13 protein-coding genes are annotated in these 15,715 nt (G+C 64.8%); 9 read left to right on the forward strand and 4 right to left on the reverse strand.

Going from position 1 to position 15,715, the window contains the following annotated elements:
* Nucleotides 1-17 precede the first annotated feature (17 nt).
* Nucleotides 18-2,138: a polyphosphate kinase 1 gene (ppk1, locus tag CAP2UW1_RS05300; RefSeq protein WP_015765634.1), complete on the reverse strand. Its 2,121-nt coding sequence runs from the start codon at nucleotides 2,136-2,138 to the stop codon at nucleotides 18-20.
* A 210-nt stretch (nucleotides 2,139-2,348) separates the two neighbouring features.
* Between ppk1 and CAP2UW1_RS05305 the strand changes: the two genes are divergently transcribed.
* The 7 genes from CAP2UW1_RS05305 to CAP2UW1_RS05335 are packed head-to-tail and all read left to right on the forward strand — an operon-like array spanning nucleotide 2,349 to nucleotide 9,828.
* Nucleotides 2,349-3,860, forward strand: coding sequence for a Ppx/GppA phosphatase family protein (locus tag CAP2UW1_RS05305; RefSeq protein ID WP_015765635.1), 1,512 nt, complete (start codon nucleotides 2,349-2,351; stop codon nucleotides 3,858-3,860).
* Between the two features lie 7 nt (nucleotides 3,861-3,867).
* Nucleotides 3,868-4,980 carry an MlaE family ABC transporter permease gene (locus CAP2UW1_RS05310; protein WP_015765636.1) on the forward strand — a complete coding sequence of 371 codons (1,113 nt, stop codon included), beginning with the start codon at nucleotides 3,868-3,870 and terminating at the stop codon, nucleotides 4,978-4,980.
* The gene (locus CAP2UW1_RS05315) at nucleotides 4,977-5,774 is read left to right on the forward strand and encodes an ABC transporter ATP-binding protein (RefSeq protein ID WP_015765637.1); all 798 of its coding nucleotides are present in this window, start codon (nucleotides 4,977-4,979) and stop codon (nucleotides 5,772-5,774) included. The genes CAP2UW1_RS05310 and CAP2UW1_RS05315 overlap by 4 nt, the downstream gene beginning before the upstream one ends.
* 2 nt (nucleotides 5,775-5,776) lie before the next feature.
* Complete coding sequence (locus tag CAP2UW1_RS05320; RefSeq protein WP_015765638.1) at nucleotides 5,777-6,712, forward strand: MlaD family protein; 936 nt, start codon at nucleotides 5,777-5,779, stop codon at nucleotides 6,710-6,712.
* Entirely contained in the window at nucleotides 6,709-7,332 is a 624-nt protein-coding gene (locus CAP2UW1_RS05325; protein WP_081444104.1) for an ABC-type transport auxiliary lipoprotein family protein, read from the forward strand. The genes CAP2UW1_RS05320 and CAP2UW1_RS05325 overlap by 4 nt, the downstream gene beginning before the upstream one ends.
* 35 nt (nucleotides 7,333-7,367) lie before the next feature.
* Nucleotides 7,368-9,005 (forward strand): acyl-CoA synthetase, encoded by a 1,638-nt coding sequence (locus tag CAP2UW1_RS05330; protein ID WP_015765640.1) that lies wholly within the window; start codon nucleotides 7,368-7,370, stop codon nucleotides 9,003-9,005.
* 22 nt (nucleotides 9,006-9,027) lie between these two features.
* Entirely contained in the window at nucleotides 9,028-9,828 is an 801-nt protein-coding gene (locus tag CAP2UW1_RS05335) for an enoyl-CoA hydratase (RefSeq protein WP_015765641.1), read from the forward strand.
* An 81-nt stretch (nucleotides 9,829-9,909) separates the two neighbouring features.
* On the opposite strand, the gene CAP2UW1_RS23550 is transcribed toward CAP2UW1_RS05335, so the two are convergent.
* The 3 genes from CAP2UW1_RS23550 to CAP2UW1_RS05350 form a co-directional block, all read right to left on the reverse strand.
* Nucleotides 9,910-11,400: a sensor domain-containing diguanylate cyclase gene (locus CAP2UW1_RS23550; protein WP_015765642.1), complete on the reverse strand. Its 1,491-nt coding sequence runs from the start codon at nucleotides 11,398-11,400 to the stop codon at nucleotides 9,910-9,912.
* 21 nt (nucleotides 11,401-11,421) lie between these two features.
* Nucleotides 11,422-12,048 (reverse strand): EcsC family protein, encoded by a 627-nt coding sequence (locus tag CAP2UW1_RS05345; RefSeq protein ID WP_015765643.1) that lies wholly within the window; start codon nucleotides 12,046-12,048, stop codon nucleotides 11,422-11,424.
* A gap of 69 nt (nucleotides 12,049-12,117) precedes the next feature.
* Nucleotides 12,118-12,750: a class I SAM-dependent methyltransferase gene (locus tag CAP2UW1_RS05350; protein ID WP_015765644.1), complete on the reverse strand. Its 633-nt coding sequence runs from the start codon at nucleotides 12,748-12,750 to the stop codon at nucleotides 12,118-12,120.
* 378 nt (nucleotides 12,751-13,128) lie between these two features.
* Between CAP2UW1_RS05350 and CAP2UW1_RS05355 the strand changes: the two genes are divergently transcribed.
* Nucleotides 13,129-14,199: a potassium channel family protein gene (locus CAP2UW1_RS05355; protein WP_015765645.1), complete on the forward strand. Its 1,071-nt coding sequence runs from the start codon at nucleotides 13,129-13,131 to the stop codon at nucleotides 14,197-14,199.
* 27 nt (nucleotides 14,200-14,226) lie between these two features.
* On the forward strand, nucleotides 14,227-15,705 hold the full coding sequence (locus CAP2UW1_RS05360; protein ID WP_015765646.1) for a CYTH and CHAD domain-containing protein: 1,479 nt from the start codon (nucleotides 14,227-14,229) through the stop codon (nucleotides 15,703-15,705).
* Nucleotides 15,706-15,715: the final 10 nt, after the last annotated feature.

Genomic DNA, 15,715 nt, shown 5'->3' on the forward strand with positions numbered 1-15,715 from the left:
GTCCCCCCTGCCGTGATTCAGGACTGGAGCAGTTCGATCAACTCGCTCTGCGACGCATGCCGGCTGGTGCGTGAGCCGCGCCGCTGGTGGTAGGTCCCATCGGGTCCGAGTTCCCAGGCCAGGGTGTTGTCGGCGAGATAGATCTGCAGCCCCTCGGCGATCACCCGACGCTTCAGCTTGCGGTCGAGCACCGGAAAGGCCAGTTCGATGCGCCGGAAGAAGTTACGCTCCATCCAGTCGGCGCTCGACAGATAGACCTTCTCCTCGCCACCGGCGTAGAAATAGAAGACCCGGTGATGCTCGAGCTGCCGGCCGATGATCGAGCGAACACTGATGTTGTCGGACAGGTCCTTGACGCCGGCGCGCAGACCACAGACGCCGCGCACGATCAGGTCGATCTTCACGCCGGCCTGCGACGCTTCATAAAGCGCCGCGATCGTCTCCGGTTCGAGCAGCGAATTCATCTTGGCGATGATGCGCGCACGCTTGCCGGCGCGCGCCGCATCGGCTTCCGCGCGGATGCCGGCGACGACGTTCGGCTGCAGCGTGAACGGTGCCTGCCACAAGTGCGTCAGCGTCTGCGCACGACCCAGGCCGGTGAGCTGCTTGAAGACCTCGTTGGTATCGGCGCCGATCTCTTCGTTGCAGGTCAGCAGACCGAAGTCCGAGTACAGACGAGCTGTTTTCGGATGGTAGTTGCCGGTGCCCAGATGCACGTAGCGGCGCAGGAGGCTGCTGCCTGCCTTGCCTTCTTCGCGCCGCACGATCATCAGCATCTTGGCGTGCGTCTTGTAGCCGACGACTCCATAGACGACGTGCGCGCCGACTTCCTCGAGTTTGGTCGCCCAGCCGATGTTCGCTTCCTCGTCGAAGCGGGCCATCAGTTCGACGACCACCGTCACTTCCTTGCCGTTCTGCGCCGCGCGCAGCAGCGACTGCATGAGGACCGAATCGGTGCCGGTGCGGTAGACGGTCATCTTGATCGCCACCACCTGCGGGTCGGTTGCCGCCTGTTCGAGCAACTCGATTACCGGATTGAAGCTCTGGTAGGGGTGGTGCAGCAGGATGTCGCCGCCGCGGATGCTGTCGAAAACGCTGTGGCATTTCTGCAAGGCCTTGGGTATGCCCGGCGTGAAGGGGAGGAACTTCAGGTCGTTGCGCACCACCCAGTCGGGCACCTGCATCAGGCGCACCAGATTGACCGGACCGGCCACTCGAAACAGATCGCTCTCGGTGAGATTGAACTGGCCGAGGAGGAACTGCGTCATCGCCTCCGAGCAGCTGTTGGCGACTTCGAGCCGGACGGCATCGCCGAAATGACGTTGTGGCAATTCGCCCTGGATCTTGGCGCGCAGGTTCTTGACTTCCTCCTCGTCGACGAACAGGTCGCTGTTGCGCGTCACCCGGAACTGGTAGCAGCCGAGGACCTTCATGCCCGAGAAGAGCTCGTGGACGAACTCGTGCAGGATCGACGACAGGAAGACGAAGGTGTACTCGGCGTCCCCGAGCTCACGTGGCAGCCGGATGACCCGCGGCAGGACGCGGGGCGCCTGGACGATGGCTGCCCCGGAACTACGGCCAAAGGCATCGCGACCTTCGAGCTCGACGGCGAAGTTGAGGCTCTTGTTGAGTACCCGCGGGAAGGGATGCGAAGGGTCGAGTCCGATCGGCGTGATTACCGGCATCACTTCGCGGAAGAAGAAGTCGCTGATCCAGTCACGCTGCGCGGCGTTCCATTCTGCGCGCTTGACGAAACGGATGCCTTCGGCAGCGAGCAGGGGCAGGATTTCGTCGTTGAGCAGCGCGTACTGCTCCTTGACGATCGCATGCGTTTCGTCGCTGACCAGGCGATAGACCTCGCGCGCCGTCTTGCCGTCGGTAGTGATCGCCACCGATCCGAGCTTCAACTGTTCCTTGATCCCCGCCTCCCGAATCTCGAAGAACTCGTCGAGATTGCTACTGACGATGCACAGGAAGCGCAGACGTTCGAGCAACGGAGTCCGCGGGTTCTTGGCCTGCCAGAGAACGCGCCGATTGAACGCGAGCAGGCTCATCTCACGATTCTGGAAGTATTCCGGCGGGAAGGTGATCGGGGACTGCTGCACAGGGGTATCGGCGGTCGGGGCTTCTGTAGTCATCGGTTCGTTCCGTCAGAAGAGATGGATCGGGGAGGGTGGGTCGAGGTCGGAATATTACAGCGATCAGTACGCTGCCGGTCGATTGCTCTGGCATTTTTCTTGGCCGGGCTGTGGCGACCGAGCCTGTCCAGGTCAGTGGAGGCGTTGCCGACGGTGCTAGAATTACCGGCCTGCACACACTAATCGCCACACGGCTGAGAAACAACGGGCATGAGCTACGAACTGATTGCCGGAGTCGACCTGGGGTCCAACAGTTTTCGCCTGCAGATCGGGCGAGTGGTTGGCAATCGGATCCATCCGCTCGATACGCTGAAGGACACCGTCAGGCTGGGTTCCGGTCTGACGCGTGAGAAGCTTCTCGATCATGCCTCGCAACAGCGTGCGATCGAGGCCTTGCGGCGCTTTGGCGAGCGGCTGCGCGGGTTCCCGCCGGAGACGGTGCGCGCGGTGACGACCGACGCGATGCGCGTGGCGCGCAATGCGCACATCGTCCTGCCGCAGGCCGAGGCGGCACTTGGCTTCCCGATCGAGATCATCGGCGGCCGCGAGGAGGCCCGCCTGATTTTCATCGGTGCCGCGAACGCGCTGCCCGCCGCCAGTCACCGGCGTCTGGTGGTCGATATCGGCGGGGGGTCGACCGAGTTCATCATCGGCGAGGGTGCCGAACCCTTGCTGATGGAGTCCTTGTTCATGGGCTGCATCAGCTTCCGCCAGCGCTTCTTTCCGGAAGGCAAGGTAGACAAGAAACGCTTCTACGCGGCCGAGGTGTCGGCGGCTCGCGAGATCGAGGGGATTGCCGCCGACTACCAGCGCGTCGGCTGGGCGGAGGCGGTGGGTTCGTCGGGCTCGGCCCAGGAACTCGCCGACATCCTCGAGATCAACGAGCTCAATCCGGACGCGGCCACCGGTATCACGCGCGTGGGTCTGGCGAAGCTGCGCCAGTTGCTCATCCGGGCCGGGTCGGCGGAGGCGCTGGACCTCAAGGGCATGCGCAGCGAACGCCTGCCGATTCTCCCGGGGGCCGTCGCGATCATGTCGGCGGTGTTCTCCGAGTTGGCGATCGAGACGATGACGCATTCCGACGGTGCCCTGCCACTGGGCGTCCTCTACGATCTTGTCGGGCGTTTCGAACACCACGATACCCGCGACGAGACCGTCGTCCACTTCCGGCGGCGCTATCAGGTCGACCAGAGTCAGGTCACGCGCGTCGAGCGCACCGCCGTGGCACTGCTCGGGCAACTGATCAAGCTCGACTCGCCGGAGCACGAGAATGATGTGCACTTCCTCCGCTGGGCGGTGTCCCTGCATGAGATCGGCGTGTCCGTGGCGCACAGCGAGTTTCACAAGCATGGCGCCTATCTGTTGAGCCATGCGGACATGCCGGGATTTTCCAAGCGCGATCAGGCGCGTCTGGCCCTGTTCGTGCTTGGACAGCGCGGCAAGCTCCAGAAGCTGGCGGCGATGCCGGCCGGCGATCCGAACTGGCGCCTGGTGTTCTGCCTGCGTCTGGCGGTTCTCCTGCATCGTGCGCGCGACGACCATCAGCTGCCCGACGTTTCGGTCAAGGAGTCGCCGGTCGGCTTCCAGCTCGATATCCCCGCTGCCTGGCTGGAGGCCAACCCGATCACCGCCGCCGCGCTCAGCGAGGAGACGCTGATCTGGCGGCGCATCGGCAGCAAGCTGCGCATCAAGCCGGTGGCTGGCGAGACTGGCGTGCCGTGAGGCCGGAATGGCTGTGGCGTCCATAGAAACCGTGCATCGGGCGAACTCGCTGCAGGTGCAGCTTGCCGGTGACTGGACGCTGGCGACACTGCCGCAACCGATTTCCCGTTTCGAGGCCCGCCTGCGCGAACTGGCGAGCCGTGAAGCGGCTTGGGATTTGCTGTCGATCGCACGCCTGGATAGCGCTGCGGCGGTCGTTCTCTGGCGAAGCTGGGGGCGGCGCTGGCCGGCATCGCTCGCGCTGTCCGGCGAGCATCGCCTGCTGCTCGAACGCGTCGAGGCGATCCCTGCCGACCTGCCGGCCAGGCCGAGCGAGCGCCTCGGCTGGCTGCTCGTGCCTGGTCGCCTGGCCCTTGCTGCAGTCGACAATCTTGCCGGGATGGTCGCCCTGGTCGGCCAGATGGTTCTCGACGTCGGCCACCTCTGCGCGCATCCGCGCGACATTCCGTGGCGAGAGTTTTCCGCCAACCTCTACAAGAGCGGCGCGCAGGCGCTGCCGGTGACGGCATTGATCGGTTTTCTGATCGGCATCGTCCTTTCCTACCTTTCGGCACTCCAGCTCAAGACCTTCGGCGCCGACGTCTTCATCGTCAATCTGCTGGGCATCAGCATCGTCCGCGAGTTGGGCCCGGTGCTGGTCGCCGTTCTGGTTGCCGGCCGCTCGGGTTCGGCGATGACCGCGCAACTCGGCGTCATGCGGGTGACCGAGGAGATCGACGCGCTGGCGACCATGGGCGTCTCGCGCAGCCTGCGGCTGGTTCTGCCCAAGATCATCGCGCTGGCGGTGGCGATGCCCTTGCTGGTGGTCTGGTGTTCGGCAGCCGGAATCGTTGGCGGCATGATTGCGGCGCGGCTGCAGATGGACCTGTCATATGGTTTCTTCATCGATACCCTGCCGCGCGTCGTGCCGGTGGCCAACCTGTGGATCGGCATGAGCAAGGGCTTGGTTTTCGGTATGTTGATCGGCCTCGTCGCCTGCCACTTCGGCTTGCGCGTCAAGCCGAACACGGAGAGCCTGTCGTCGCAGACGACCACGTCGGTGGTGACATCGATCACCGTGGCGATTCTCGTCGACGCGGTCTTTGCGATCATGACGCGCAGCTTCGGCATCCCGCTGTGAGCGTGCCAACGGAATGGAGCTCGGCCGCGGTTCCGGCGATCGAAATTCGCGATCTGTCGACGCGCTTCGGCGACGTCGTCATCCATCGCGACATCAATCTCGAGGTGCCGCCCGGGCAGATGCTCGGTCTGGTCGGTGGCTCGGGGAGCGGCAAGACGACGCTGCTGCGCGAGATCGTCGGCCTGCTGGCACCGAGCGCGGGCATGGTCAAGCTTTTCGGGCACGCCGTGCTCGATGCCGATCCGCAGCGTCGGCGAATGGTTCGCCGACGTTTCGGCATGCTCTTTCAGCAGGGGGCACTGTTTTCGGCGCTCTCGGTTTTCGACAATATCGCCTTTCCTCTGCGCGAGCTGCGCCTGCTCGACGAGGCCCTGATCCGCGATCTGGTCCTGCTCAAGCTCGCCATGGTCGAGCTCGAGCCCAGGCACTCCCGGCTGATGCCAGCCGAGTTGTCCGGCGGCATGGTCAAGCGCGTTGCGCTGGCGCGCGCGCTGTCGCTGGAGCCCGAACTGCTCGTTCTCGACGAACCGACCGCCGGGCTGGATCCCGATCGCAGCGAGAACTTCATCAAGCTGCTGACGACCTTGCAGAAGGAGCTGGGGTTCACGGTGGTGATGGTGACGCATGACCGCCCGACCTTGCTGGGCCTCGCCACGCGTCTGGCGGTGCTCGCCGATCACCGGATCGTCGCGTGCGGGACGATGGACGAAGTTCTCGCTGTCGAGCATCCTTTCATCCACAACTTTTTCGGTTCCGGGCACGCGGCCGCGGCCATGGGACAAGGGGTGAGCTAGCCTTGGAAAACCGTTCGCATGCCCTGCTGGCCGGCTTGTTCACCCTGTTGCTTGGGCTGGCGGCGCTGGCGTCGATCTGGTGGTTCGGCGGCAGGCACGAAGCGACCAAGGAATACACGGTGGTCACCCGCCAGAATGTCACCGGTCTCAGTCTGCAAGGGCAAGTGCGTTATCGCGGGATCCGGGTCGGCAAGGTGCAGTCGATCGAACTCGATCCGCAGGATGTGCGCAACATCCTGGTGCGCATCAATGTGGACCGCGCCGTGCCGGTCACCCAGGGGACGACTGCCAAGCTGGGCTACCAAGGGATCACCGGTATTGCCCACATCCTGCTCGAAGACAGAGGTGCCGACGCGACGCCTCTCGTCGGCGGCGAGGGCGAGTCGCCGCGCATCGCCATGCAGTCGTCGCTGATCGAGGAGCTGTCGGATGCCGGCACGGCGACGCTGCGGCAGGCGCGCGACCTCCTGACCAGTGCCAACCAGGTGCTCGACGCCGAGAACCGGCAGCATCTGACGAACATACTGGCCAATCTCGATGCGACGACCGGCAATGCCAACGCCGCGACCCGTCAGTTGCGGCAGCTGCTGGCTCCGGAAAACGTTCGCCTGCTGCAGACCACGCTCGCCCGCGCCGAGCAGGCGGCCGGCGAGGCGGCGCCGGCACTCGTCGAAGCCCGTCGCCTGCTGGTCCGCCTCCAGTCAGTCAGCGAAAAGCTGGACCAACTGATCGGCGACCCATCGCCGGGCGGGATCGGCGCGCTCGCGCCACGCCTCAACGAGCTCGGCAGCGAGCTTTCGGCAAGCTCGCGTCAGCTCAACCGCGTGCTGCAGATGCTCGAGGAGTCACCGCAGAGCCTGATTTTTGGCGTTCCGCAAGCGGCCCCCGGACCCGGTGAGGCCGGCTTTGTACCACCGCCAACTCGCGAGGATAGATGATGAAAAGGCTTCTGATGGCGTTCGTCGCCTGCCTGCTTGCCGCCTGCGCCGGTGGCGCGCGCAAGGCGCCACCGGCCGACGTCTACGACTTCGGCATGCCGGTTCAGCATCTTGCCGACGTCGGGCATTGGTCTAATCTGGCCCTCGAAGTCAAGGTGCCGTACTGGTTCGACTCGCTGGCCATCGAATACCGCCTGCTCTACGACGATCCCTTGAAGCTGCGCAGCTACGCGGGAAGTCGCTGGGCTGGAGCTCCCGGGTTGCTGCTCGCCCAGCGCCTGCGGCAGCAGATCGGGGTCGTCGGGAGCGGTGGCCAGACGGCGACGAATTGCCTGTTGCGCCTTGAGCTGCAGGAGTTCTCGCAGGTCTTCGACACGCCGCTGCAGAGCCGCGGCCTGCTGCGGGGTCAGGCCAGCCTGCTCGATTCCCGACATCGGATCGTCGGCGAGCGGCGGGTCGCCGTCGAGGAGCCGGCCGCTGGCGTTGACGCCCGCGGCGGCGTCAACGCGCTGGTGCGGGCCAGCGATGCGCTGGCCGGCGAGCTGGCGGCGTGGTTGAATGATCAGGAGAAACGTGGCACGCTGAAAAGCTGCCGGTCGACGGTGGCAGAAAGCCAGTAGGAAGGACTTGACACTTTTCATTGGGGGAGCTGGGAATGCAGAACATCTACCAACAGGGTCTCGACAAGAACACGGCCAACTACACGCCGCTGACGCCGTTGACCTTCATTGCCCGTACGGCCTACGTCTATCCCGAGCGCACGGCCGTGATTCACGGGCAGCGCCGCTACAGTTGGCTCGAGACCTTCTCCCGCGCACGTCGTCTGGCTTCGGCGTTGAGCGCACTGGGAATCGGCGAGGGCGACACTGTCGCCGCGATGCTCAACAACACGCCCGAGATGGTCGAATGCCACTTTGGTGTGCCGGTGACCGGCGCCGTGCTCAATACCCTCAATACGCGTCTGGATGCCGAAACGATAGCCTTCATGCTCGACCATGGCGAGGCAAAGGTGCTGATTACCGATCGCGAGTATTCGCCGACCGTGAAAAAGGCGCTGGCGGCCGTGCAGCGGCCGATCATGGTGATCGATGTCGACGATTCCGAGTACAGCGGTCCGGGTGAGCGGCTGGGCAGCCAGGAGTACGAAGCCTTCATTGCCGCCGGCAGTCCGGATTTCCCGTGGCGCGGCCCGAACGACGAGTGGGACGCCATCTCGCTCAACTACACTTCAGGGACCACCGGTAATCCGAAGGGCGTCGTCTATCATCACCGCGGCGCCTATCTCAATTCGATGAGCAACATCATCAGTTGGGGCATGCCGCCGCACTCCGTCTATCTGTGGACGCTGCCGATGTTCCACTGCAACGGCTGGTGCTTTGTGTGGACCATGGCTGCCAACGCCGGGACCAACGTCTGCCTGCGCCGAGTCGATCCGAAGCTGATCTTCGACGCCATCCGCGCGCACGGCGTCACCCATTACTGCGGGGCGCCGATCGTTCACAGCCTGATGGCCAATTCGCCGGCCGAACTGCGCGCCGGCATCACACAGAAGGTATGCGGCCTGATCGCGGCGGCGCCACCACCGGCCGCGGTCATCGAGGCGATGGCCAACATCGGCGTCGACCTCACGCACGTGTATGGTCTGACCGAGACCTATGGACCGGCAGCGGTGTGCGCCAAGCATGGTCATTGGGCGGAGCTGCCGCTGGCGCAGCAGGTCGACCTGAACGGCCGGCAGGGCGTTCGCTACCATGCGCAGGAGGCGATCACCGTCCTTGAACCGACCACCATGGAACCGGTGCCCTGGGACCACGAAACGATGGGCGAGATCATGTTCCGCGGCAACCTGGTGATGAAGGGCTACCTCAAGAATGCGAAGGCGACCGAGGAGTCGTTCGCCGGCGGTTGGTACCATACCGGCGACCTTGCCGTGATGCATCCCGATGGCTACGTGAAGATCAAGGATCGCTCGAAGGATGTGATCATTTCGGGTGGCGAGAACATCTCGTCGATCGAGGTCGAGGACGTTCTCTACAAGCACCCGGCGGTGATCGCCGCCGCCGTTGTGGCGACGCCGGACGCCACGTGGGGCGAAGTGCCCTGTGCCTTCCTCGAATTGCGTGATGGCGCGACGGCGAGCGAGCAGGAGGTCATCGATTTCTGCCGTCAGCACATGGCGCGTTTCAAGGTGCCCAAGCGGGTGATCTTCGGTTCCCTGCCGAAGACATCGACCGGCAAGATCCAGAAGTTCATTCTCCGCGACCGGGCGAAGTCTTCTGCGGCAATCGAGTAAGCCAGTCACCAAGGAGAGAAGGATGAACCCCCAGACACCGGACCACGAGGCGCCCTACGTCCTCCGTGCTGATGAGGAAGGCATAGCCACGCTGACGTTGAACCGCGGTAGCCAGTTCAACTCGCTGTCGCAGGCGATGATCGCCGCCCTGCAAGGGCAACTCGACGCGATCGCCGCCGACCCGACGGTTCGCGTAGTGGTCATTGGCGGTGCCGGCAAGGCCTTCTGTGCCGGACATGATCTCAAGGAGATGCGCGCCAATCGCCACAAGGCCTTCATGCAGGACCTGTTCAGGCGTTGCGGCAGGATGATGATGACCCTGACGCAGATGCCGCAGCCGGTCATCGCGCGTGTCCATGGCATCGCCACGGCAGCGGGCTGTCAGTTGGTGTCGATGTGCGATCTGGCGATTGCCGCCGACACGGCGCGTTTCGCGACTTCCGGAATCAATGTCGGCCTGTTCTGCGCGACGCCGGGAGTCGGATTGTCCCGCAACCTCGGCCGCAAGCAGGCCCTGGAGATGTTGCTCACCGGCGATTTCATCGACGCCCGGACCGCGCAGCAGCAAGGTCTCGTCAATCGTGTGGTTGCCGGCGACGCACTCGATGCGGAGATCGACAAACTGGCCCGCTCGATCATCGGCAAGTCGTCGGTGGCTATCGGCATGGGCAAGCAGATGTTCTACAAGCAGCTCGAAATGGGTCTCGAAGCCGCCTATCAGTATGCCGCGGAGGTGATGGCCTGCAACATGATGACCGAGGACGCCGGCGAGGGCATTGACGCCTTCATCGGCAAGCGCCAGGCCGACTGGAAGGGGCGCTAGGCGCTGCTGGCTACGGCTTGCCTTGCGGGCACGCGCCACGCACCGTCGTGGTCAGCCTGCGAGGCAGCGTGTTCGGACTCCTCAGGCGACCACGACGCGGTCATGTCCGCCGGTCCTGGCGTCATGCAGAGCCTTGGCGGCGCGCTTCAGGAGATCGTCAACGGAGCTGTCGGCCATGTGTGCAGCGGTCAGTCCTGCACTGGCTGTAAACTGGACCGTCCCGTTTTCGGTGGCGATCGCTATCTCGGCAGTCTCGCGGCGGACGCGTTCGGCGACCAGCACGGCTTCCTCGACGGCGGTGCCGGGCAGGAGGATCGCGAACTCGCCGGCGCCGAGCCTGCCCAGGAGGTCGCGCTCGCGCAGACAGCCGCGTGCCACGCGTGCGAACGCGACCAGCACCTGATCGCCGACGGCATGCCCGTAGCCGTCGTTGATGCGCTGGAAAAAGTCGATATTGAACAGCAGGACGGTCAGCGCCGATGCCTGGCGTCTGGCGGTTTCCATTTGGTCCGCGAGTTCGTCCACGAAATGCTGTCGGCTACTGGCGCCGGTGAGCCCGTCGGTGGTTGACAGCCGATGCAACTGCGCATCGCGACTGGCCAGGGCACGCAGCAGCCGCAAGGACCGATAGGCGACGACCGTCGTCGGTACGGTCACGCCGAAGGCCAGCAGGACGATCCACAGCGTGTGTCGCAACCAGGGCGCGAGTGCCGCGTCGTAGTTCTCCGACACCGTGATCACCAGCGGGAGATCGGGCATCGAGGAATAACTGGTGAACTCCCTGGCCTGTCGGCCCGTCGTTTCCTCCACCAGAACGACGCCGCGCGGTTCTTGCGCAAGATGCTCGCGGAACAGTTTTCCGTCAGCGATCGACTGGCCCGGCAAGCCCTCGTCGCCGGGCGCGCTGGCCAGGACCGTACCGTCTCGCCGCAGGAGTGCGATCGTGCCTCCGGGTTTCTGGCGCTGCTCCTCGTAGGTGTCTTGCAGGGTGGGCAGGTCGATGACGGCGAGCAAGATGTGGATGTCGTGCGCAGGCTGCCGCAAACGCAGCGCGACCGGCAAGCCGTGGCGACCGCTAAGCGGGCTCTGCACCGGGTGGCCGATAGACAGCCCCGGGCCTGCCAGCGCACCCCTGACGTAATCGCTGTCGGCGACATTGGCCAATGGCGTGGCAGCGGTTTCCACGACGTCGACCAGGCTACCGTCGCGGGCGACCAGGCGGATGTCGATGGCGCCGCCCGTTCTCGCTCGAAAGCCTTCGACCAGGTTGCGCAACACGGCGTCGCTGCGCGGATCGTGCGCCGGGTTGGCTGCCAGCGACTGCTCGCAGGCGGCCAGGAAAACGGCGACGAGATCGACATACCGACGGGTCTCTTCCTCGACGGCATGGTTCATCCGCTGCAGCCGGTCACCGGTGGCGTCAATGCTCTCCTGGCGAGTCGTGATCGCCGAGAAGACGACCAGCGACCAGAGCGTGCCGAGAAACAGCAGGGTCAGGAAGATTACCGCCCGCGGGTTGGCCCATTCCTCGATATGTCTGCCGGTGCCGCTCAGCATGCCGTTAGCCTTCATCACAGACCCTGTCGGACCATTCTAACAGTCCGCCGGCGCTTCCTCCACCGGTACCTCGATGACAGCGGTGAACAGCTCGATCGCCGTCTCGGCCACCTGTGAAGTATCGTAGTAAGCGTAAGCACCGGCACCGAGCGCACCGAAGACCGGGATCCAGCGCGAGATTCCTTTGCCGATCAGTCGTTGCGAGATGTGCATGCCGATCTTCAGGGCCACCGACTGGACTTCGGGGCGCGACGCGCGCTGGACGACCAGGCGTTTGCCGATCTGCGCAACCAGATCGCGGACGGCCTGCGGGTCGGTATGGTGGAACAGGCAATAGAGCATCTGTTCACGCTCGAGCTCGGCCGTCTTGCCGTAGCAGCCGGCGATGTCGGCGACCATCTGCGTCTGCAGCTTCCACAGGGATCGCAGTTCGGGAAGAAGGGTCAGCCAGCCGAGCGGGCCAGGCGGCAGCGTCAGGCTACCGGCGGTCAGCGCCGCCTGCCGGGCCGCTTTGCGGGCCAGCGCGCGGGCACGAGCTTGCGGCTTCTGCCGCCTCTGCTCGGTGCTCGGCGGCGTCTGGCCGACATAATCGAGGATGGCTTCGGCGATCCGCTGTCCGGCCCGGAAGCGGATGCCGTGTCTGGAGAAGGGTTTGTCTCGCATGGGGACCTTCGACGTGTGGTAGAGGAAAATGACGGTTTCGCGGTGCTGCCAGCCGGCGCTGATGGTCGCTCATTCCGCGGTCCGGCGCCAGACGCTGGCGAGCCAGGGCTGTTGCGCGCGCGGCAGGCCGGGGGGCCGATAGTAGTGTTCGAGTTCAACGAAGCCGGCGTCGACCATGCGGCTTCGCCAGGCGGCGAGGTCGTGGTAGGCGGCGTAGCGTTCGCCGTTCCATCCCTCCTCGTTCTGGCCGCGTGGATTCGAGCAGAACAGCACACCGTCGGGCTTGAGGGCGGCGCGCAGTTGCCGCAGAACGCGCGCCAGGGCGAGACTGGGCACATGAAACAGCGAGGCATTGGCGAAGATCCCGTCGAAAAGGCCACCCGGCAGGTCGAGGCTGACGAAATCCTGATGCCAGACCGTACAACCGCTGTCGGCGCGTGCCATCCGGACGAAGCTGCCGGCGCCGTCCAGGCCGATGGCGACGTGGCCAAGGCGGGAAAAAGTCTGCAAATCGCGTCCCGGGCCGCAGCCGAGGTCGAGAATCGTGAATGGCGCCTGCGCTCGGATATGTCGCAAGAGAGCGGCGATGTTCTGACTCACGTCGTGGTCGCGGGTTCCTTCCCGGAAGTCCTCGGCATGCTGCTCGTAATGTGCCAGGGTGCGGGTGGTGATTTGTGCAGGATCGTCCAACGGTAGTGGCATGGCGCGTGTTTGGTGGCTGACGACAGGGCAAGACTTGCTTTGGGGCTCGATGGTAAACCATCAGTGCCCAAACGTTGCCGGCGAACGCTTGCCTGCCGCTCGCCACGATCGCCGGCAGCGCCGGCGCGAAGGGTCGCGCGATGACGGCGTGGTCGCCGCGCACGGCTCCCTTGCAAGGCGTTGTCCTGGTCAACCCGCAGGGCTCCTCCGGAATCGTGGACAATCGCCGGCAGATGTGCGAATCTCGCCCGCTCAGCATATACCGCCTGCGTGACTGGCCGCCTGTCGATCCCTACCGCGTGTCTGTTTCCTCGATGACCCCAAGAGCCCAATCAGACTCCTCTCCTGCGCATGCCAGATAGCCCGCTGCAGGCTCGCATGAGGCTTCGCCGCTCGCGCCGCCTACGCGAATCGGATCTGCGCGTCGCTGCACAACTGCAGCGCATCATTGTCCGCATCATCTGGGCCGGCGTGGTCGTGCTGGTGCTGATCGGCGTCGGGACGCTTGGCTTCTACCAGATTGCCGATGACCACGGCAACTGGTCCGACGCTCTCTACATGACGCTGATCACCATCTCGACCGTCGGTTACGGCGAGATCGTTCCGCTGCACTCGCTCAATGATCGCCTGTTTGCCGGCATCATGGCCATTGCCGGCCTGGGGGCGCTGACCTTTCTTTTCACCAGCCTGTCAGTGTTCTTCCTCGAGAAGGATCTTGATCAGTCCCTTCGGAGACGACGGATGGAAAAACGCATCCAGAAACTGCGGCAGCATTTCATCATTTGTGGTTTTGGCCGCGTGGGCCGCAGTGTCGGGCGGGAACTCCACAACACCGGCCGTCACTACGTGGCGATCGATGTCGAAGAAGCGCGTTTCGAGGAGAATCTCGACCGCTTTCCCGGTTTGCTCTATCTGCACGGCGACGCCTCGGACGACGATCTCCTGGAAGCAGCGGACATCGAGGATGCCAGGGGTTTGTTCGCCGTCACTGGCGATGATTCGCGCAATCTGATGATCATCATCACGGCGCGGCAGCTCAATCCGAACCTGCGCATCGTGGCGCGCGCCCAGGAACTGCGAAATGTCGAGAAGATGACCAAGGCCGGCGCCGACACCGTGATCTCGCCGGACTTCACCGGCGGCATTCGTCTGGCGTCGGCAATGGTCCGGCCGCACGTCGTCGGTTTTCTCGACGAGATGATCCGGTCGGACAAGAACGTGCGCGTCGAAGAGGTGCCGGTGCCGGCGAATTTCCCGCCGACGCGGGTCGGCGATCTGCGTCTGCGCAGCCCCGACTACATTCTCCTGGCCCTGCGTGAGGAGGATGGAGCCTGGGTGTTCAATCCCAAGGTCGATCACGTCATCCAGGCCGGCAACACGATCATCGCCATGGCCAATCCTTCGGGGCGTGCTCAGCTCAAGGCGCACCTGATCGAGAAGATGTCCTGATCAGCCTTCCACCGCACGAGGGTCTGCATGGCCACTGAAACCGAGATCAAGTTTTCCCTGTCGGCGCGTACCGCCAGTCAATTGGCGAAGCATCCCTTGCTGGCCGGCGTCGAGCCGCATAGGCAACTCCTCGTCAATACCTATTACGACACTCCGGATGGCCGTCTGCGGCGCGAACGGGTTGTCGTGCGCTATCGCCGCAAGGGCCGCGAGTGGCTCCTTACGGTCAAGACCGCCGCGCTCCTCAGCGGCGGGCTGGCGCAACGCAGCGAGTGGGAGGTTCCGGGCCGGCCGGGCGAGTTCGACTTCTGGAATGTCGATGACCTTGTCGTCCGTGGCCTGCTCGAGTCGGTGCGCGATCAACTGCAGCCGATTTTCACCACTCGCTTCACGCGCCAGGCCTGGCTGCTCGAACCACGCAGCGGTGTGCGCGTCGAATTGGCGCTCGATCGCGGCTTGATAGAAGCGCAGGCTCGCCGGCGGACGATTCGCGAGATCGAACTCGAACTGCTTGCCGGAGCAGTCGGCGATCTGTTCCTGCTGGCCGGGGAGTTGCAGGCGACGCTGCCGCTACACCCGGAAGCGCGCAGCAAGTCGGACCGCGCCTACCGTTTGCTGGCCGACGCGCCGCCGGCGGCGGCGAAGGCGCTGCCCGCACCGGTCGCCGGCGCGATGCCGAGCATCGGCGCGTTTCGCGTGATCACCCTGTGCTGCCTCAATCACCTGCAAAACAACGAAGAAGGCGTTTGCGACAGCGATCTGCCCGAGTTCGTGCACCAGGCGAGGGTCGCCATGCGTCGCCTGCGCTCGGCCATGCGTCTCTGGGAACCGCTGCTGCCGGAGTCTTTTGTCGCGCATTTCGATCCGCTCTGGCAAGGGCTGGCCGCGAAACTCGGCGACGCACGCAACTGGGACGTGTTCATTGCCGAAACCTTGCCCGCTCTGCGCACGGCCTTTCCGGATGGTTCCGAGACCGACCGGCTGGCGCTGTACAGCCAGCGGCGCTGCGCGGGCAGCCGCCAGGCAGCCCGCCGCGCTCTCAGGTCGGCAGACTACTCGCGGCTGCTGATCGAATTCACCGCCGCCGTCCTGGGATTGCCGGAAGCCGATACGGGACCGCTGGCCGCCTTCGTGCCGCGTTGCCTGAACAAGCGTCTCCGGCGCGTGATCGAGCGTGCTCCGGATGCTCTCGGTGCCGACGTGGCGGCCCGCCACCGCCTGCGCGTCGCCTTCAAGCAACTGCGTTATGCGCTGGAGTTCTTCACCCCGATCGTCGTGGCCCCAGGCTTGCCGGGCTACCTTCAGGCGACGACTTCCCTGCAGGAACTGCTCGGTCGCCTGAACGATCTCGCGGTAGCCCGGCAGATGACGCTGGCGGCGCTACCAGGCCGCAAAGGCGAGGCGCTGCAGGCCTGGCTGGGCGCTGCGATCGAGTCCCTGCGGCCCGAACTGGCTCGGCAACTGAGCGACTTCCAGCAGCGGGTCGCGCCGTGGGACGAGCCCTGAGATCTGTGCG

Source organism: Candidatus Accumulibacter phosphatis (assembly GCF_000024165.1).
GTDB classification, from domain to species: Bacteria; Pseudomonadota; Gammaproteobacteria; order Burkholderiales; family Rhodocyclaceae; genus Accumulibacter; species Accumulibacter phosphatis.